The organism is Pectobacterium parmentieri (assembly GCF_001742145.1).
Classification (GTDB): Bacteria; Pseudomonadota; Gammaproteobacteria; order Enterobacterales; family Enterobacteriaceae; genus Pectobacterium; species Pectobacterium parmentieri.
In genome coordinates this window covers 2,400,363-2,418,517 of record NZ_CP015749.1, presented here as the reverse complement: position 1 = coordinate 2,418,517, position 18,155 = coordinate 2,400,363, and the positions used below count along the sequence as shown (strand labels likewise).

18 protein-coding genes and 7 pseudogenes are annotated in these 18,155 nt (G+C 43.9%); 20 read left to right on the top strand and 5 right to left on the bottom strand.

All coding sequences use genetic code 11. The annotated features are described in order from the left end of the window. Nucleotides 1-4: 4 nt before the first annotated feature. Together A8F97_RS10990 and A8F97_RS10985 are read left to right on the top strand one after the other, a co-directional pair. Nucleotides 5-1,114: an efflux RND transporter periplasmic adaptor subunit gene (locus A8F97_RS10990; RefSeq protein ID WP_033071163.1), complete on the top strand. Its 1,110-nt coding sequence runs from the start codon at nucleotides 5-7 to the stop codon at nucleotides 1,112-1,114. Next, on the top strand, nucleotides 1,111-4,191 hold the full coding sequence (locus A8F97_RS10985; protein WP_015730029.1) for an efflux RND transporter permease subunit: 3,081 nt from the start codon (nucleotides 1,111-1,113) through the stop codon (nucleotides 4,189-4,191). Before A8F97_RS10990 ends, A8F97_RS10985 begins: the two co-directional genes overlap by 4 nt. 69 nt (nucleotides 4,192-4,260) lie before the next feature. Here A8F97_RS10985 and A8F97_RS23220 read toward each other — a convergent pair. Both A8F97_RS23220 and A8F97_RS10980 read right to left on the bottom strand, forming a co-directional pair. Beyond that, nucleotides 4,261-4,401, bottom strand: a pseudogene (locus A8F97_RS23220) (Arm DNA-binding domain-containing protein); the annotation flags it as partial. A 604-nt stretch (nucleotides 4,402-5,005) separates the two neighbouring features. Continuing rightward, nucleotides 5,006-5,428, bottom strand: a complete 423-nt coding sequence (locus A8F97_RS10980) for a GNAT family N-acetyltransferase (RefSeq protein ID WP_033071980.1) — start codon at nucleotides 5,426-5,428, stop codon at nucleotides 5,006-5,008. Between the two features lie 357 nt (nucleotides 5,429-5,785). Between A8F97_RS10980 and A8F97_RS10975 the strand changes: the two are divergent. From A8F97_RS10975 to A8F97_RS10925, 11 genes and pseudogenes are all read left to right on the top strand, one after another. Continuing rightward, a pseudogene (locus tag A8F97_RS10975) lies at nucleotides 5,786-6,220 on the top strand (DUF6387 family protein). A 150-nt stretch (nucleotides 6,221-6,370) separates the two neighbouring features. Beyond that, complete coding sequence (locus A8F97_RS10970; RefSeq protein WP_033071164.1) at nucleotides 6,371-6,589, top strand: helix-turn-helix transcriptional regulator; 219 nt, start codon at nucleotides 6,371-6,373, stop codon at nucleotides 6,587-6,589. Nucleotides 6,590-6,618: 29 nt separating this feature from the next. Next, entirely contained in the window at nucleotides 6,619-6,933 is a 315-nt protein-coding gene (locus A8F97_RS10965) for a hypothetical protein (protein WP_033071165.1), read from the top strand. A 79-nt stretch (nucleotides 6,934-7,012) separates the two neighbouring features. Continuing rightward, nucleotides 7,013-7,256, top strand: a pseudogene (locus A8F97_RS10960) (hypothetical protein). A gap of 53 nt (nucleotides 7,257-7,309) precedes the next feature. Continuing rightward, entirely contained in the window at nucleotides 7,310-7,546 is a 237-nt protein-coding gene (locus A8F97_RS10955) for a hypothetical protein (protein WP_015730035.1), read from the top strand. A 39-nt stretch (nucleotides 7,547-7,585) separates the two neighbouring features. Then, a complete protein-coding gene (locus A8F97_RS10950) occupies nucleotides 7,586-7,936 on the top strand; it encodes a hypothetical protein (RefSeq protein WP_015730036.1) in 351 nt (116 codons plus the stop codon). Between the two features lie 69 nt (nucleotides 7,937-8,005). After that, a complete protein-coding gene (locus tag A8F97_RS10945) occupies nucleotides 8,006-8,248 on the top strand; it encodes an H-NS family histone-like protein (protein ID WP_183042273.1) in 243 nt (80 codons plus the stop codon). 111 nt (nucleotides 8,249-8,359) lie between these two features. Next, on the top strand, nucleotides 8,360-8,683 hold the full coding sequence (locus A8F97_RS10940; RefSeq protein WP_015730037.1) for an antibiotic biosynthesis monooxygenase family protein: 324 nt from the start codon (nucleotides 8,360-8,362) through the stop codon (nucleotides 8,681-8,683). After that, nucleotides 8,676-9,068, top strand: coding sequence for an amino acid-binding protein (locus A8F97_RS10935; protein WP_015730038.1), 393 nt, complete (start codon nucleotides 8,676-8,678; stop codon nucleotides 9,066-9,068). The genes A8F97_RS10940 and A8F97_RS10935 overlap by 8 nt, the downstream gene beginning before the upstream one ends. 1 nt (nucleotide 9,069) lies before the next feature. Next, nucleotides 9,070-9,771: an ArsR/SmtB family transcription factor gene (locus tag A8F97_RS10930; RefSeq protein ID WP_015730039.1), complete on the top strand. Its 702-nt coding sequence runs from the start codon at nucleotides 9,070-9,072 to the stop codon at nucleotides 9,769-9,771. A gap of 51 nt (nucleotides 9,772-9,822) precedes the next feature. Then, nucleotides 9,823-10,335, top strand: a pseudogene (locus A8F97_RS10925) (GrpB family protein). A gap of 116 nt (nucleotides 10,336-10,451) precedes the next feature. Here the strand turns inward: A8F97_RS10925 and A8F97_RS10920 are convergent. Further along, nucleotides 10,452-10,850 (bottom strand): nuclear transport factor 2 family protein, encoded by a 399-nt coding sequence (locus A8F97_RS10920; protein WP_033071167.1) that lies wholly within the window; start codon nucleotides 10,848-10,850, stop codon nucleotides 10,452-10,454. 95 nt (nucleotides 10,851-10,945) lie between these two features. Between A8F97_RS10920 and A8F97_RS10915 the strand changes: the two genes are divergently transcribed. The 3 genes from A8F97_RS10915 (at nucleotide 10,946) to A8F97_RS10905 (ending at nucleotide 12,513) form a co-directional block, all read left to right on the top strand. Continuing rightward, the gene (locus A8F97_RS10915; protein ID WP_033071168.1) at nucleotides 10,946-11,602 is read left to right on the top strand and encodes an AraC family transcriptional regulator; all 657 of its coding nucleotides are present in this window, start codon (nucleotides 10,946-10,948) and stop codon (nucleotides 11,600-11,602) included. Nucleotides 11,603-11,912: 310 nt separating this feature from the next. Continuing rightward, nucleotides 11,913-12,200, top strand: a complete 288-nt coding sequence (locus A8F97_RS10910; protein ID WP_015730042.1) for a hypothetical protein — start codon at nucleotides 11,913-11,915, stop codon at nucleotides 12,198-12,200. A 28-nt stretch (nucleotides 12,201-12,228) separates the two neighbouring features. Further along, nucleotides 12,229-12,513: a conjugal transfer protein TraD gene (locus A8F97_RS10905; protein ID WP_033071169.1), complete on the top strand. Its 285-nt coding sequence runs from the start codon at nucleotides 12,229-12,231 to the stop codon at nucleotides 12,511-12,513. An 89-nt stretch (nucleotides 12,514-12,602) separates the two neighbouring features. On the opposite strand, the gene A8F97_RS24635 is transcribed toward A8F97_RS10905, so the two are convergent. Together A8F97_RS24635 and A8F97_RS25025 are read right to left on the bottom strand one after the other, a co-directional pair. Beyond that, nucleotides 12,603-12,851 (bottom strand): GNAT family N-acetyltransferase, encoded by a 249-nt coding sequence (locus A8F97_RS24635; RefSeq protein ID WP_232830243.1) that lies wholly within the window; start codon nucleotides 12,849-12,851, stop codon nucleotides 12,603-12,605. A gap of 260 nt (nucleotides 12,852-13,111) precedes the next feature. Beyond that, nucleotides 13,112-13,216 (bottom strand): annotated as a pseudogene (locus A8F97_RS25025) (H-NS family nucleoid-associated regulatory protein); the annotation flags it as partial. 262 nt (nucleotides 13,217-13,478) lie between these two features. On the opposite strand from A8F97_RS25025, the gene A8F97_RS10900 reads away from it, so the two are divergent. The 4 genes and pseudogenes from A8F97_RS10900 to A8F97_RS24505 form a co-directional block, all read left to right on the top strand. Next, entirely contained in the window at nucleotides 13,479-14,201 is a 723-nt protein-coding gene (locus A8F97_RS10900) for a hypothetical protein (RefSeq protein WP_033071170.1), read from the top strand. A 2-nt stretch (nucleotides 14,202-14,203) separates the two neighbouring features. Further along, entirely contained in the window at nucleotides 14,204-14,692 is a 489-nt protein-coding gene (locus A8F97_RS10895) for a hypothetical protein (protein ID WP_033071171.1), read from the top strand. Nucleotides 14,693-15,025: 333 nt separating this feature from the next. Beyond that, nucleotides 15,026-16,549 (top strand): annotated as a pseudogene (pilV, locus tag A8F97_RS10890) (shufflon system plasmid conjugative transfer pilus tip adhesin PilV). A gap of 188 nt (nucleotides 16,550-16,737) precedes the next feature. Beyond that, nucleotides 16,738-18,128 (top strand): annotated as a pseudogene (locus A8F97_RS24505) (S-type pyocin domain-containing protein); the annotation flags it as partial. Nucleotides 18,129-18,155 lie beyond the last annotated feature (27 nt).

The window sequence follows — 18,155 nt, the reverse complement described above, 5'->3', positions numbered from 1 at the left end:
ACCCATGCTTCGGCTCAAATCTACCACTATCGCTGTTTGCCTGTTGCCTCTCGCCCTGGTGGCGTGCGGTGACGCTTCTGACGTCGACGATCCCCGCAATCTGCCTCCTCTGGTGAGAGCGGCGACCGTGGTAAGCGCCGCTGAGATTGCTCGCTCGTTTACTGGCGTCGTCGTCGCCCGAATTCAAAGCGATCTGGGTTTTCGGGTGCAAGGCAAAATTCTTGAACGTCTGGTGGACACCGGCCAGACCGTGAAACGCGGTCAGCCTTTGATGCGTTTGGACCCCGTCGATCTCAGCTTGCAGTCACAAGCCCAGCAGCAGGCCGTTACTGCTGCCCGGGCCCGGGCCAAGCAGGCGATCGATGACGAAGCGCGTTATCGTGGCCTGGTCGTTGCAGGTGCTATATCCGCTTCAGCCTACGATCAGATAAAGGCTGCTGCTGAGACAGCGAAAGCGGATCTGAGCGCTGCGCAGGCTCAGGCCGATGTGGCGCGTAATGCTACGGGATATACCGTACTGCTGGCCGATGCAGACGGCGTGGTGGTAGAAACGCTGGCTGAACCAGGGCAGGTGGTTAGTGCAGGGCAACCTGTTGTCCGACTGGCGCGAGCGGGGCAGCGGGAAGCTACCGTGCAATTACCCGAGACGCTGCGTCCGGCTGTTGGAAGCGAAGCTCAGGCAACGCTGTACGGTATCGATAAACAGTCAGTTCCAGCGAAACTGCGCCTCCTCTCCGATGCGGCAGACCCTGTGACACGCACCTTCGAGGCGAGGTATGTCCTTGAGGACGCGTTGGCTAGCGCACCGCTTGGCTCCACCGTCACACTCAATATTACTGAAGGTAAGTTACCTGATCAGGTTCTTCAGGTGCCTATCGCTGCGATTTATGACGCGGGTAAAGGGCCGGGTGTCTGGGGGATTTCAGGCAAACCCGCCAACGTGTCGTGGAGGCCCGTACAAGTAATTGGATTGGGTGATGACTCGGCGAGGGTGATTAGCAGCCTACAGCCCGGCGAACAGATTGTGGCTTTAGGCGCACATCTGTTGCATGACGGTGAAGCAGTCCGAACGATTGCACAGAGCGATGTCAGTGTCGCCGGGAGCCAGCCATGAGCGAGGGGCGATTCAATCTTTCAGCGCTTGCCGTGCGTGAGCGTTCAATCACACTGTTCCTTATTATCCTGATTACGGTAGCCGGTATTCTTTCGTTCTTCGAACTAGGGCGAGCTGAAGATCCGCCCTTTACGGTCAAGCAGATGACGATTATTTCTGCCTGGCCGGGTGCTACCGCGCAGGAAATGCAGGATCAGGTAGCCGAACCGCTTGAAAAGCGTATGCAAGAGCTCAAGTGGTATGACCGTAGTGAAACTTACACTCGGCCTGGGCTGGCTTTCACCATGCTGTCATTGCAGGACGGTACACCGCCTTCACAGGTGCAGGAAGAATTTTATCAGGCACGTAAGAAGCTCGGCGATGAGGCGAAGAATCTGCCGGCCGGTGTGATCGGACCGATGGTTAACGACGAATTCTCCGATGTCACCTTTTCGCTCTTTGCGCTGAAGGCGAAAGGAGAGCCACCGCGACTGCTGGTCCGCGATGCGGAATTGTTGCGTCAGCGTCTGCTTCATGTACCCGGGGTCAAGAAGGTCAATATTATCGGCGAGCAGGCTGAACGTATCTTTGTCTCGTTCTCTCATGACCGACTGGCAACGCTCGGTATTGCTCCGCAGGATATTTTCTCCGTTCTCAACAGTCAGAACGTATTGACGCCCGCCGGCTCGATTGAGACCAACGGACCGCAGGTTTTTATTCGCCTTGATGGTGCCTTCGACAAACTGGAAAAGATCCGCGAAACACCAATCGTCGTACAGGGCAGGACATTGCAGCTTGCGGATGTGGCAACCGTTGAACGTGGCTACGAAGATCCAGCGACCTTCTTGGTCCGCAACCAGAGCGAACCTGCACTGTTGCTGGGTATCATTATGCGTGAGGGTTGGAACGGTCTGGATTTGGGTAAGGCACTGGATATCGAGACGACCAAAATCAACGAAAGTATGCCGCTTGGCATGACGTTAACGAAAGTTACCGATCAGTCAGTGAATATTAGTTCGTCCGTCGACGAATTCATGATCAAATTTTTCGTCGCGCTGCTTGTCGTGATGGTGGTCTGCTTTGTCAGTATGGGCTGGCGCGTGGGAGTGGTGGTCGCTGCGGCCGTGCCGTTGACGTTGGCTATTGTCTTCGTGGTGATGGAGGCTTCCGGCAAAAATTTCGACCGTATTACGCTGGGTTCATTGATTCTTGCACTGGGTTTGTTGGTTGACGATGCCATCATCGCCATCGAAATGATGGTGGTGAAAATGGAAGAGGGCTATGACCGCGTTAAAGCCTCGGCCTATGCCTGGAGTCACACGGCGGCACCGATGCTGGCTGGCACGCTGGTGACGGCTGTCGGTTTTATGCCCAACGGGTTTGCGCAGTCCACTGCCGGTGAATACACCAGCAACATGTTCTGGATTGTGGGTATCGCCCTGATTGCTTCGTGGGTGGTAGCGGTGGTCTTTACACCTTATCTGGGCGTGAAAATGCTGCCGGATATCAAAGCGGTGCAGGGTGGGCATGCAGCCATTTACGACACTCGCCATTACAACCGTTTTCGCCGGGTGCTGACCCGCGTTATCGCGCGAAAATGGATAGTGGCAGGTACTGTTATTGCCGCCTTTACTGTCGCTATTCTCGGTATGGGACTGGTTAAAAAACAATTCTTCCCGACCTCCGATCGCCCGGAGGTGCTGGTAGAAGTCCAGATGCCCTATGGCACTGCTATTGAGCAGACCAGCGCCACAACGGCGAAAATCGAGGATTGGCTGAGAACGCAGAAAGAGGCAAAAATCGTGACGTCCTATATTGGGCAGGGATCACCCCGTTTCTTCCTGGCCATGGCACCAGAGTTGCCCGATCCGTCTTTTGCGAAGATTGTTGTGCGGACGGATAATCCAGAAGCGCGTGAGGCGCTGAAGTTCCGACTTCGTGAAGTGGTGGCCGATGGGCTAGCGCCTGAGGCGCGTGTCCGTGTGACCCAACTGGTGTTTGGTCCGTATTCACCTTATCCGGTGGCTTACCGTGTCATGGGGCCTGATCCGGCACAACTGCGTGAGATTGCCGCTAAGGTAGAAAAGGTGATGCTGGGTAGCCCAATGATGAGAACCGTCAACACCGATTGGGGCCCGCAAGTGCCGGCATTGCATTTTTCACTCAATCAGGACCGCCTGCAGGCGGTGGGGTTGACATCGAATGCTGTCGCGCAGCAACTGCAGTTCCTGCTCTCGGGCGTTCCGATCACGTCTGTGCGTGAAGACATTCGTTCAGTACAAGTCATGGCGCGCGCGGCGGGGAATATCCGGCTTGATCCTGAGAAAATAGCCGGTTTTACCCTGGTGGGGTCTGCCGGTCAGCGTATTCCTTTGTCACAGATAGGAGATGTTGTTGTGCAGATGGAAGACCCTATTCTGCGCCGCCGCGATCGTACCCCGACGATCACCGTGCGTGGTGATATCGCTGAAAATTTGCAACCGCCGGATGTCTCGACGGCGATCCTGAAACAGTTACAGCCCGTCATCGATACCCTTCCTGCCGGATATCGTATTGAGCAGGCGGGGCCAATTGAAGAATCGGCAAAAGCCACCGGGGCGATGGCTCCGCTATTCCCTATCATGATTGCCATGACGCTGTTGATCATCATCCTACAGGTGCGTTCGATGTCGGCGATGGTGATGGTCTTTCTCACCGCACCTCTGGGGCTGATTGGGGTAGTGCCAACGCTGCTGATCTTCAACCAGCCCTTTGGTATCAACGCACTTGTGGGACTGATTGCGCTATCGGGGATCCTGATGCGTAACACCTTGATCCTGATAGGGCAGATCCACCACAACGAGCAGGAGGGGCTCGCGCCGTTCCACGCGGTGGTTGAAGCGACAATACAGCGAGCCCGGCCGGTGTTGCTTACGGCGATGGCCGCCATTCTGGCATTTATCCCGCTGACGCACTCGGTATTCTGGGGAACGCTGGCTTATACCCTGATTGGCGGGACATTTGGCGGCACCATCATCACGCTGGTGTTCCTGCCTGCAATGTATGCCATTTGGTTCAAAATACGCCCTGACCATCAGTTGCAGAACGAATTGGTGTAAGCCTAATTGGGGTGAGAATGGCTGAATAATGTTTTTACTGATGATTTCTACAGGCTAAAAGTGAACGGCCTTTCTATTGATACGATAGTTGAGATACCAGAGACGTGAACCGCCTGGATTAACTAAAAGGTACAGACCGTGAGAATCGGAAACTTTGAAGGATTTTGCTGATGGTTTTAATTTGCGGATTTTTGAGTCGTTAAGAGACATTTGGGGATCACACCGTCATCGAACCAACTTGACCCCAAATCTGACCACCAAATTCTCCCGATGCAGAGGGAAAACTGAAAATGCATCGGGAAGATATTTTAATCTAACTCATTGAATAATATGTAAAATAGCAAAAATCCCGCTTAAGTTTCCTTAAGCGGGATTTTCTAAATTGGCTCTGGCTGGACTCGAACTTCATCTGTATGTCCTTTTATTAGTGACTTTGTTTGTCTAAGTGTTATTTATACCAACAATTCTACCAACATTATTTAATGCATATAGATAAAATGTCAATTAAAACAATTTGTTATAACAACATTTTGTTGTCAATTGCTATCCAATGACATTATCGAGTTCAATATCATGTTGTCATCATTACTATGATTTTAATGCAATAAAAACATCTTATTGTGAAGTTATAAGTCGATTTTTTACTTTGTTCATAGTTTACAATCTATAGTTCAGGAGGTGTAGATACTATGAGTAAGGACCTCCATCTAGTTAATTAGTACAAGCAAAATCAAAATCCGAAGTATCTACAGGCTATGTGATAGGCTGCTTGGAGCGAAAATCGGAATTTTTAGCGTATTTAAACCAGTATTGGCTATCCCAGATTGAGTTTTATCAGTGTTAAGTTCTGAATTCCTGCTTCTGGGAAATCAGGCAGACTCATCTGTAATTTATAGCCCTGCTTTTCATAAAAGGGCTGAGCCTGAAAACTGAACGTTTCAACCAGTGCATGTCGGCAGCCAGTTCGTATCCCTTCCTGTTCAGCCAAGTTGAGCAATTTGCTTCCAAGCCCCGAGCCTCTGGCATCATCATTTACCCACAAGTAATCTATGCAAAGCCACAGGCCTTTCGTGGTGCCAATAAGACCTCCAGTCATTACTCCTGAATCACTTCTGCAAAAAACGCCAAGATCCCCCCATGATTTGGTTTTTACGTACCGATGGTTAAATCCTCGTAACCCTTCCAATAGCTCGGCCTTAGCCATTTCGGTAATTTGTTCACAAATTTCGATATTCAAGTTGCATTTTCCGTTGAATTGCGAATGTTGAGAATGATTATACATATTGAGTTTAAATCTGTACTTCCTTTCGACTTGGTGAGTCGGTTATCGACGGATCTGTACTTTCTCCCCCTATTATCGCCCGTTGCTGGCACTCAATGGAAGAACAGCTTAAGCCATAGATAAACTTCTTAAAGGTATGCGGGAGCAAGTGATTTGCGAAAATCGGTCAAGTAATGATCAATTAAAATCAATTCTTCAATGCCCCTATCTTGGGATGCCTGACATCTTTTTCACTTTCTCTATGTTGTTGAATAAGATAGCTTTATCACAACTCAAAACCAACATTTATAGAGAAAACAATGACAAAAAAAGATGTCTAAAGCGGAGATCGTCGAAGCATTAAGCGAATGGTTTGATGTAAGTCGCTATGATGTGCTGAAAGATTTAACGCTAGAACAAATTTATGCCGAGTTGGAAAGGCGGATCTTTGCTTATAAAGCAAGGTAACAGTGGGAAACCGCAGGTGAAGAGAACCAAATGCTGGCGATATACCATGATGCCATGATTCGTTCTGGTAAGGTTATACATGAGGCTAAATGGGTCTCTGACAGCCATATTCTGGCACACAGTTATGCTGTCAGGCCAATGACAAGGACTTCGTTTGAGTTTTTAAACAATGATAATTATTTCAAATCGTTGAATGATTTTTTCATAAAAAATATGCTTATAAAGAGTTCGAATATTATTGAAGTCATAGGCATGAATGACAAACCTGAAGACAAAAAGAAAACAAGGGATGTTCGCTAAGCCTGAACGTCCCCGGCATTCACCCCTCATAAAAATCCCCGAAATTCACTGGTCCTGAACTTCCCTTCTATTCAGGGTTGGTGAACCAACCTCGTTTTTTACAAGCGTTATCCATACAATTATTTCCATCAACTAACACAGGAGATAAATATGGTTCAAATCGTAGCAAATAAAAAACACCGCCTTATTCGTTTACCAGAGGTGATTAGAAGAACAGGGTTCGGAAAGACGTGGGTTTATGAGCTTATTAAGGCTGGACGGTTTCCTTCGCAGGTTAAAACGGGATTAAGGTCTATTGCTTTTATAGAAAGTGAGATTGATGAGTGGATTGAGAAAATAATTTCTGATTCACGCCCTGTATTTGAATAAAAATATTAATAACAACAAGAGGAAATAAAATAAATAATCTAGAAATGAAAAATATCAAAAATTCATCCACAAAAACTTTTTATGCTATGGCAAAGTATTTTTATGTGACAGGAATTCTGATATATAAAGAGCAAAGAGATCATGAGTTAGTCGCATCTATTATGTTAGATAATAATAGAACGGAATCGTATCTTTCACATGTTAAAGATTATCTGGCTAAGCGTTTTGATGGACATATGGAAGAGGCTGGTAAAAGAGAAAGACTGATTTATGTTGATATGGATAAAGTTATATTGGAAATGAAAAGTGCCCATATCAAGGCATTACTTTTTAGCATGAGCTAACAGCAGAGTATTCGGCCCCGAAAGGGGCTAATGAAAAACACAATGAATTAAATAAGCATTTAACTATGAGGGTATAAATATGTTTAAAGAAATAATAGGTGTTAATAAATCAACCGAACTGTTCTATGACCTTGCCTGTAGAACGTATTCCGCAAGCTGGAATATGTTCATGGAAGTCGATGGTGATGGTGACGTCAATGATTATTTAGATGACCCGGGTTTTTATGAGTCTATTTATTATCCATGTGATTAACCATATTCAGAACAACTTTGAACTGGTCGCTGCCATGTTAGTAGGGTATTCAGAAGGTTTTAGAAAGTAAGAACTAATCTTGCCCCGTAAGGGGCTAACCAAAAATATAAGAGGGAGATATAAATGACTAATAAAATATCAGTAGTAGTCAGCATGTTGTGCGACGGAACGCCAGAAGTAATGAATACCATTCAAGAGCGGTTTGAAATATTTATTGCCATTACTGGGTATTCAGTTGAAGAAATCATGTGTGATAGAAACTTACTTGATGAGTTAAATCGATTTATTAATAACGAACTAGTCGATGATTTAGGGCTGGAGTATGGCTGTGTCATCATCAATATCGTTTATAATAACTAATGTTTTACTAATTATTTACTGAAAAATAAGGATGAGGAAATGAAAGAGATTGTATTAAACAGTCATGATAAAACAACAAATGAGTTTGTCGCTAATATACTACAAGGATTCTGCGATGAGATATACAACATTTATGAAAAAGATCCTGAAACAGCAATCTATATTTTTAGTTGGGGGAAGATTTCAGAAGTTACTTATGATTTGTTGATAACTCGTGAAATAATGAAATGCTCTATCAAAAATAATATATCTGGTATCAATAAAAATGATTTGAAGGAAGAGGTTTTTCATTGGCATCTGGAGCATATCATTGAACTCGTGTTTAAAAATATAAATCAAGATGAAAATCAAGATTCTGTTTATTGGAAGATGAAAATGACAGTTGTTTGAACTTTAGATGTAATGACTATTCCCTCGAAAGAGGGAAATAACATGAATGATAAAAATAAGGGATATAATATGATTGATGAATTCCATGTTATGTATATGTATAGAGAAATCCAAGCTGAAGCGGCTACAACTGATTTAAAAACCTTGAATCAACTGTTGAAGAAGTTCCGTAAGGTAGTAGCGGAGCGCCGTGAAGAATACTATCAGGAGATTGGTGAGAAAAAGGCTCAGAAATTGAGGGCTAAGAGATTACAACAGTTATTTGAGAAAATGAGGCGTGGCTGTGTATCACCGGAAGACCTTTATCACTGACACTACCACAGATGCTATTGATGATGACATTCATATTTCGCTCTCTGTCGAAGTGTTCAGCACTGAAAACGGTACAGTCATACCCGTGTCTAATACATAGAGGGTAGGAATGTGATCGCAGTGCTTTTTGAAGCAAATGTTGTTGACGCACAGCAAGAGCGTTATCTCCAACTTGCTGCTGAATTGAAACCGCTATTAGCCGATATTGATGGTTTCATTTCTATCGAGCGTTTTCAGAACCTGACAACATCGGGAAAGATACTGTCATTGTCTTGGTGGCGGGATGAAGAAGCCGTATTGTTATGGAAACAAAACGTTCTGCATAAGGCGGCTCAGGCAGAGGGACGTCAATCTATCTTCTCTTTTTATCGCATCCGTATTACCCATGTGCTCAGAGACTATTCATCAGAAACCAGAGGTCAGGCCGATGTATGACATCCATGTTGTTTTAAATAATGCGCCGGGCGAACTGGCGGCACTGGGGACGGTATTAGGTCAAAACGATATTGGGCTTGAGGGTGGTGGCGTATTTACCGTCGCAGACAAAGCACATGCGCATTTTCTTGTTGAGAAGGGGGATGCTGCCAAGGCCGTGCTGGAAAACGCAGGATTTCAGGTTGAAAGCGTATGCAGGCCATTGATCCGAAAACTTAAGCAAGAACGCCCCGGCGAGTTAGGCGAAATTGCGGCAACACTGGCTGAGAAGGGAATTAATATTCTGTGCCAATATAGCGACCATGCAAACCAGCTGATCCTTGTGACCGATAATGATAGGGTTGCCAGTAAAGCAACGGAGAAATGGGCTGTCGTGCCTGAGTAACATGTTAAAACACGCTAATTCAACAGATAGCGGTGATGAACTGGAACATTCAATGGCGGCCTTAGCTGCTGCCATGTCTGATCCGTCCCGCATAAAAATGCTGTGCGCCTTGATGGATGGACGTGCATGGACAGCGACAGAGTTAGGTGCGGTCGCTGATATCGCAGCGTCAACAGCCAGTGCACATCTGTCCCGGCTGGTTAGTGAGGGACTGATTACCTGCCTTTCGCAGGGGCGTCATCGCTATTACCGTCTGGCTGGAACAGATATTGCCGGGCTGATTGAAAATCTGATGGGCGTATCATGGTGCTCAACATCATCAACTAAAATCAGCACACCTCCCTCATTACGGGTTGCCCGGACGTGTTATGACCATTTAGCAGGTGAGATCGCGGTTCATATCTATGATTTTATGGTTGCTGAAGGTTGGGTTACGTCAGATGGCGTGTCAGTGACGCCATCAGGACAAGAACAGTTCCGGGAGTTAGGTATTATGTCCAAGCCAAAGACACGACGTAAAACGTGCTGTGGCTGCCTTGACTGGAGTGAACGGCGATTTCATCTTGGTGGTGAGGCTGGTGCTGCCTTTTTTGCGCATTGTGAGCAAAAAGGGTGGTTAACCAGAATACCGGGGTTCAGAGAAGTAACTATTACCACCAGTGGTAAGCTGGCATTTAAAAAATTATTCGGGCTGTATACGTAATTTATATAACGCGATAACTGTAAGATAGCAGGGAAAGGAGAATGTATAAATATGCGACAATTAACGATTGTTCCTTATGATGAATAGTGGCCCGGTTTATTTGAAGCTGAAAGCGTGCTTTTACAGATAACACTTGGGCAGGTTATCTCACAGATTCACCATGTTGGAAGTACAGCGGTACCGGGATTGGCGGCAAAACCCGCAATCGACATATTGTTAGAGGTCATTGATTTGAATGAACTGGACCAATTAAACGATGCAATGGAATATGCTGGATACACTGCGCGTGGTGAAAATGGTATTCCAAATCGCCGATATTTTACTAAAGGTGGGGATCAACGTACTCACCATGTCCATGCTTTCGTCGTAGGTGATACGCAAATAGTAAAGCATGTGGCTTTCCGTGATTATCTGATAAAAAACAAGAAATCAGCCAAACAATATGCCGAAATAAAATGGGCAGCAGTGCGGGAAAGTGAAAACGATACACATCGCTATAGCGCCCTTAAGACGGACTTTATTAAACATCATCTGCGGTTGGCTCTCATTGAGGTAGCACGATAGGAAGAATTTTTAACGCCCTGTAAGGATGCCACCAGAATAGCATCCTTTAAAGAGCGATTTTGAAAGTAAACTGTATTAGCCGCGACTAGATCTGGTACATGGTTTTGAAAAACTGACTAAAGATTATATTTTTCTGGTAAATCCTGATCGCCAATATCTCCATTAATCATACGGGTTAGTTCTTCACAGCGGATAATTTTTCCTGACGATAACGTGAAACGTGCTAATACCTCAAATCCGCTCTTTTCACCCTGACGTTCTTCCAAATCTACAAAGTGGTGTGTAAAAACAGTATTACCTTCAGAAATGACTGAATTGACGGTGATATTTATTATCGTTGTTAGCGATTTGAGAGTATCCATGTGTCTAATGAAGTCCTTGTATCCAAGTTGATGACCATCAACTACCTGTTGGTAATTCGGGGAAAAATACATGGCGATTTGGCTCTCATCATGCGCTGAACTGCAGACAACCTTTTCTAATGCATCGATTACTATCTTGCTTGCGTTTTTCATTTGTTTCTCCTGTTTTAAAAGAAACACTCTACGGAAAAACCAATGTAGGGTAATATCCGTATAAAGACATTTTTTACGGTGAATCGGCCAATTTAATGAAAATTCAGCAATTTGAATATGGGGCACAGCACTCAACGCCATGGCATAAACATTCATCTGGGCAGTTATACTGGCTTAGAGAGGGGATCATCGTTATTGAGACTGTCCTTGCGCAGTGGACTGTTACGCCCGGTTCCGTAGGATGGTTTCCACCAGATTTGAATCACAGAGCTTGGGTACCCGGAAATGTAATAGGCAATAACCTTTATCTTGACCCTGTGTCCAGTAATCATTTTCCTTATCATGCAGGTATTTATGGTGCTGATCATTTTATTATTGCTTTGCTGGAACGGTGTAATAATAGTCACATTAAGCACTCTGAAGAGTATGAGAACCTCATTTCGAACCTGCTAGGTTATGAAATAAGACAATGTTCTGAGTTGCCACTTGAGTTAAAATTACCAACAGATCGTCGGGCTAGAAATGTAGCCAGTGAATTATTAAAAAATCCGGGGTGTATTCTTGATCAAAGCCAATTGGCCCAGAAATGGGGGCTTAGTGTCAGAAACCTTAGTCGCTTGTTCAATCAGCAAACTGGCCTTAGTTTTAGCCAGTGGCGACAACAGGCAAAAGTAGTGGCTTCGCTCCAGTGGGTACTTTTAGGGCTACCAGTTAATGAAGTTGCATCGCTCAGTGGCTACATATATTCATAAGAGGTATCTGTAGGCTGATAGACTTACTTTTTCCTCTTTTATTTCTATATTTAATAATATCCTTTTTACTTGCTATTTTCATTAATATTAATTAGATAATAACAGGCGTGAAATAAAAGGGAAATAACATGAGGCTTGGTGAGTTAGATGAGACAGTATTAACTTTACTGACAATAAATACTGTGGTGTGGGGAATAAATATTGGGCTGTTGAGTTTGTGAGTTATCAGATAAAAATATAATTCTCTATCCTGTTGATAATTATTCAAAATGTGTTAATTGAATTGCACTGAATATTACAAGGAGAGTATATGCATAAAAATCATGATGAAGCCATTGATTGGGTAGCCAGACGATTAATTGAAGACGGTATTTATACTGATGTTGAACAAGCCTATGCTAAGGCAGCAGAAATTATTTATCGAAAAAGAGAAGAGATAAGGGTTAAACAAGAAAAGGATTATTTCCGTTTTCGTATTAAGTCCATAAAGAAAAGAATAGTATCAGGATACGAATACGCAAATATTCCATACAAACCTAAAAATCCGATAGTTAAAAACAACAATTCAGATTCATTTTGGGATTCCGATGATAAATAAAATCATAAAAATATAAAGGAGAGAAATAATGACAACAAAAACAATCAAACAACAAATTGCTTCCGCACAGGAACGCCTATACTTCTTGGAAGCTAAAAATAAACAACAAACGAAAAAAGAGAATACCCGTCAGAAAATTATTTTCGGTGCAGAGGTTGCCAAAATCTTAGGATGTGATATTGGTTATGTAGATAAGGAATTGGTCTTTGGGATTCTGCTTGATATCCCTAATCTTCATGAGAGTGATACTGAAAGGTATAAAGCACAAGGACAAGTCTATATTGATAATGTTATAAATAAATCCAAGTCCTAATCATGTTTTTCACGTCCAAACGGTGAACCGGCCTAAAACTTGTTTTTAGGTCGGTGAACTGTTGAGCAAGCACTCAGAGAGTGCGATAGCTAATGTTGTCGAAATCGAAGATGAATAAGTGGGTAAGGGCGTCCCTGACTGTCAACTTCAGAACGTCCCACACGTTCAAAGCCAATGCGTTCATAGAACCCCACTGCCTGTGTATTCTGTTCGTTAACATCAGTAGTTAATCGAGAATATTGTGAAAGCGCTATCTTCACCAACGCTTTTCCTACACCTTGCCCATGATAATCCGGATATATAAAAAGCGCTTCCATATGCCCGTCATGTAAATATATGAAACCAATTGCTTGTCCTGTTGATTCACACGTAATGTAAGTTCGACCGTAGGAAAGAATAAGATCAGTTCTTTTTTATCGCCGAACGATCTTTTATTGCCAAGAAATGATGTGTCACATCAACAACTTTACGCCATATTTCCATAATACGCTGAGTATTTTGCTTTGTAGATGAATGGGTTTTAAACATGCATGGACTTGATTTATAAAATAACCGTCAGCTATGAGTTCTGCCAACGGTTTTGGTAAAAATAAATCTATCAGATCTCAAAATCTTCCAAAGTCTTACCATTTTTCAAGCGCAGCGGTGATAGCTTTTGGTGTACGGCCCTGACCTGTCCATAACTTTCATTGCCGTTTTCATCGACTGTTATTTAATAATTTAAGTGCTTCACGCATTGGCCACCATCCTGATTGTTAAAAATGTATAGATAACATGCACTAGACTATTCAAACAATATTATATACTTACGAATGAGGTTATTACTTTATATAAAATTTTTTTATTAGTTAGGACATTTCTGATATGTGTGGTTATGACGGAATAGCATAGTGTGTCGATGTTTGGTATGAGCCAAAGTATGGTTCCTATTCAGGAAAAAAGTCATCATATTTTGAGGGGGATGTATGGATACGGCTCTTTTGAGTCCTTTAGATAAAAGAGGAAAAGAGCAGTTCGAGCAGGTTATTTCTGCTTTTCAGGGAGATATGTCTGCTGCTGCCGCGCAACTCTCGATAGATCCCCGGTTGCGACTTGAATATTCAAGGCTGATTAAAGCTATGTCCGATGAGCTTCGGGAGCGTGCAAACATAGGGATCCTTACGTGGGAACAGGCGGCAAAAGAAGCGATGGATGCGCGTAACATGACGATGGAAATGATCCGGGCGAAGTCTACCCCCGTTGGGAGGGTGTTAGCGCAAAAAATGAAGCTGACAGGGAAAACCTTCAATGATCTCGTTGCCAGAAAAACTACTCAACTCTATGGTGGCAACGCCAATTTTAATACGTTATCTGATATACAAAGGAACAATGTGTTTGGTGCCATAGTGGAGTCTGCTGGGCGTTCAAATCCAAAAGTGGATTTAAATATGCTCAGGTTTTCGCAGGCAGGGAAAGGACTTGTTGTGTTTTCCGTTGCTGTGGCGGTTTATGAAGTGATGAATGCCGATGACAAACTTAATGAAACGGGAAGACAGTTATCCATTAGTGGCGCAGGGATCGCAGGTGGTTGGGCTGGTGGTGCTGTTGCCGGTTTGATGTGTGGCCCCGGTGCTCCTGTGTGCGTTGTGTTGGGCTGTTTTGTTGGTGGTGCACTTGCCGCGTGGCAAATGGGTAATATATGGAGGTAAAAATGGAAGTGACTAACGCTATCTCACTACAGATTATCCATGAGGCTATGCAGTTTAAGGAATCAGAATGTGAAGTGCTACTGAATGGCAAAGCTACAGGTGTAAAAGTGTCAGGTAAAGTGTTGGAAGCGGCGGTTAAGGTGGATGATGTGCTTTATCTGATATTTTTAACAGACGATGTTGTTTTTGAGGAATCACTGAACATATTTTTAATTGGCTTAGGCCGTAATAATACTGTTGTAGATTATGCATCTATTGGAGCAATGTATTCCACAGGAATGTTCAAAAATATAAGGATAGCATCCTCTGATTCAGTTGTATTTGATTTTATGGATGACGTTCGATGGAAGGTGATAGTCCATGCTTCTCCAAAATTGAGAGTCCCTTTTATTAATGAAGATAAAAGAGTAGCGCGTCCGGTCGGTTTTAAACGTTATTTTTCTATTTCGGCAAATTCTTCACATGAAAAATCATTAAATAAAGTGAATTAAAAAATATTGGCTAATTATATATTCCCTGATTTAATGGTTTTTTTTAGTTTTTAAATTCCCATGAAAATGGTGGTTTTGTTTTATTAATATTCACCATAAGTTGAATTTTCATCGGTAAAAATATAAATATCAATTAGAAAGGCCAGTAATGATATGAGTATGGTGACAGTAACTTCAATATATCAGTCAGGTGGAGACAGCAACGTTATTACCTTCACATCATTATAAATAAAATGGCGTTCGTCCTTTTATCAATTAATCCCTTATGGATATCTTGACCACTTTTTAATTTTTGATAATTAAAATGTATGTAAATTAAAAAGGACGATGAAAATGAAAATAACAAATCAAAAAGGGTTTTCCCTATTGGAAATCACATTGGTGTTAGGTATCGGCACAGCCATGGCATTCATAAAGTTTCAGGACATGAAAAGCGATCAGGAAAACATCATGGCGAATACCGTAGGTTCACAGATGAAACAGATGGGGGAAGCAGTTAATCGTTATATCAGTATCCGTTATGACAAGCTTTCAACATTAACTTCAAGCAGCAGCCAGAGCAGCGATCCGGGACCAAGAACCTGTTCGGCTAATGGCTGTGAAATTACGCACCAGACGTTGGTAAATGAAGGGCTGTTACCTGCGGGTTATACTGGCGTCAACATGCAAAAATCCTCTTATAAGATACTGTTGAAACGCGCAGGAACCACACCTAACTACGTTATTAATGGACTTGTTATTACCACGTTGCCGTGGTCTGAAGGAAATCGTGTTCGTTATGACTTGTTAGGTCGTGCCATGCAAGTTTCTGGTATTGATAGTGGTATGACGCAATCTGCAACGGTGGCATCAGGCACGGGTGGTCAATGGACTGAGAACCAAAATAACTATAGTGGCATCAATGCTGCGGGATTGCTGGCCTACCGTGTTGGATACGACAGTGCTATGTATTCGGTTTACCTACGCCGTGATGGAACATTACCGATGACAGGGGATCTGAATATGGGCGGCCAGAGTATCGACAATGTAAAAGACATTACTGCATCTGGAACAATCAAAAGCCAGCGATTATCCTCATCCGGTATTGTGGAGGAAACGCATCTCAACGCGACTGAAATTGTGCAGAGCAAAAATGGAACGTTCAGTAATAATCTTAAGGTTCAAAATCAATTAACTGTTGATGGTTATTCGACGTTTAACAATATCGTGAAAGTTAATCAATGGCTGGAAAGTGAACAAGGTATCAGATCTCGTGGCGCACTCATTGTTGGTAAAGAAAACGAAAGAAGATTATGGTTAGGCTGTGGCACATTTTCCAGTTGTTCTTCTGATAACTCGATACCATTAAGAATCGAAGATGAGTCAGGAAAGAATAATTTCATCTCAATTACCGGAACAACATCATCAACTTCATCAATGAAATTAGATGTCTGAGGAAGCCAAAGAATAAGAGGCGATTTAACACTATCGCCTTCTAGTGATAGTTTAGCCAAAGGCGATATTGTGGCATCAGGAAATATCGCTTCATCAGGTATTGTTTCAGGGCAATATTTACAGGTTAAATCGACTTCTGTGGCTGGCGCGAGTTGTTCACCTGATGGATTAATTAGTAAAGACGATAAAGGCGCTCTACTAATTTGTCAGTCAGGAAAATGGACAGGGAGTGATTCAAAGCAAGGAGCACTGTGTGGCTTTTCATCGGATGACCATTTGAGTGGGAATATTAATGTGTATTTATGTAAGGGGTTTAATCCAAGAAAATCTTGTCCGGCTGGTTATGTTCAGTCCAGAATATTTCAGGCCGATTCAAATTTTTTATATTCCTGTGTCATTACTGAAAATTTGAGTGGTGAATAGCCTCTTAAACTGACCAGATGATAAAACCATACAGCCTATTGGCAAAGGATGATATCTGAACCTAAATAAAATTATCATGGATTACGTCTGTATCGAAGCCTGATAGCCATTTCGGTATTGAATCTCCCATAAAAAGTGCCCAACATTCCGTCATCAAAAGGAATGTTTTACTGTCAAAGGAGAATGACATGCCGGGTGCTGCCCGTCTTAATGATATCGGAAGTGGTCATGACTGCTTCCCTGAAACACCGATAATCGAAGGCAGTTCTGATGTGATTATCAATGGTCAGCCCGCCGCTCGTAAAGGCGATACGGTTCTGCTTCACGGTTGCCCCTGTCCCAATGCACCCCATGGTGTTCATCCCCGAAAAATCGCCGAAGGTTCATCGACCGTCATTATTAACGGCAAACCTGCTGCGCGTATTGGCGATGGCATCAACTGTGGCGGGGTGATTATCTCCGGCATGGTGATACACCACATCGTTCTCCGGTTCAGGAATGCGCGAAACAGGCGGTATTAAATCGTTCTCCGATATTGGCACTAACGCCGATGCTGGCAGTAGAACCCGTTTTTGCCAAATCCTGTTTACGTGGCGCGGGTTGTACCGACGCGGGGAAGGAAGACGAACCACAGAGCAATATTGGGGAAATGAGTGTCTATTTCTCTATGCCGGCTGGTGAATCCATTGTTCCGACTGATGAACCCGGTGAAGTGAAACAGTATGCGCAGGCGGCGAAAAAGAAAGGTGGGTCTTCTGCTGTTTCTCCTCAGTCATTTGTCGGGAAAAGTGAACCGTTACCCAAACCCTCGCCCGGTCTGATTAACAAACCCCAAATACCCCCGATTGAGCCGTGGTACCAGACAATATTTGATCTGTTAGTGGGTAAAGCGGATGCTGCCATGTTGCCACCACCCCAATCACTGGTCATGGCAGGCACGGCAGCACAAGCGGGGGCGACGGCTGCTGCAGGTGGTGCTGTGGCTCAGGCTAATCAGAATGCGGCAAAAGCACTGACTCGTGAAATGAAACGGTTATCTGGTCCATCAGTCTGGCAAGGCCAGTTGTGGATGACACCGAGTTTTTTGTTGATGGGGGCGCTGATTCAGGATCGCCTGAAAGGCGAAAAAGAAGATCTGCTGACACCTGAAAAGTTATTGGAAGTCGCGAAGAAACAGGGAACGGTGCCAAGTCGTGTTCGTTATCAGTGGGTGGAAGATGAAGAAACTGGCAGGCTGAAGGCGGTTGGCTACCACACCAGCATGGAAAGCGGACGTGATCAGGTGCGTGTCAGATTACTTAACTATGATTTCCCCAATAATCGCTATGAGTTTTGGGAGGATGATACCGTTACGGGGCCGACCATTTTATGGACGCCGGATAATCCGGGCATGGAATTACCTACAGATACGGCACATGGTGAACAGCCTGTTATTCCGTCAGCAATACCGGGATTTGAAATTCCAGAGATGGATGATGTCAGTATTCTTGCGACACCGATGCCTGAGGAGAAGGATTTTCGGGATTACATTCTGGTTTTTCCCATAAATCAATATCCACCGGTTTATGTTTATTTGAATAGTATGGAAAATACTGCTAAAAAGCAG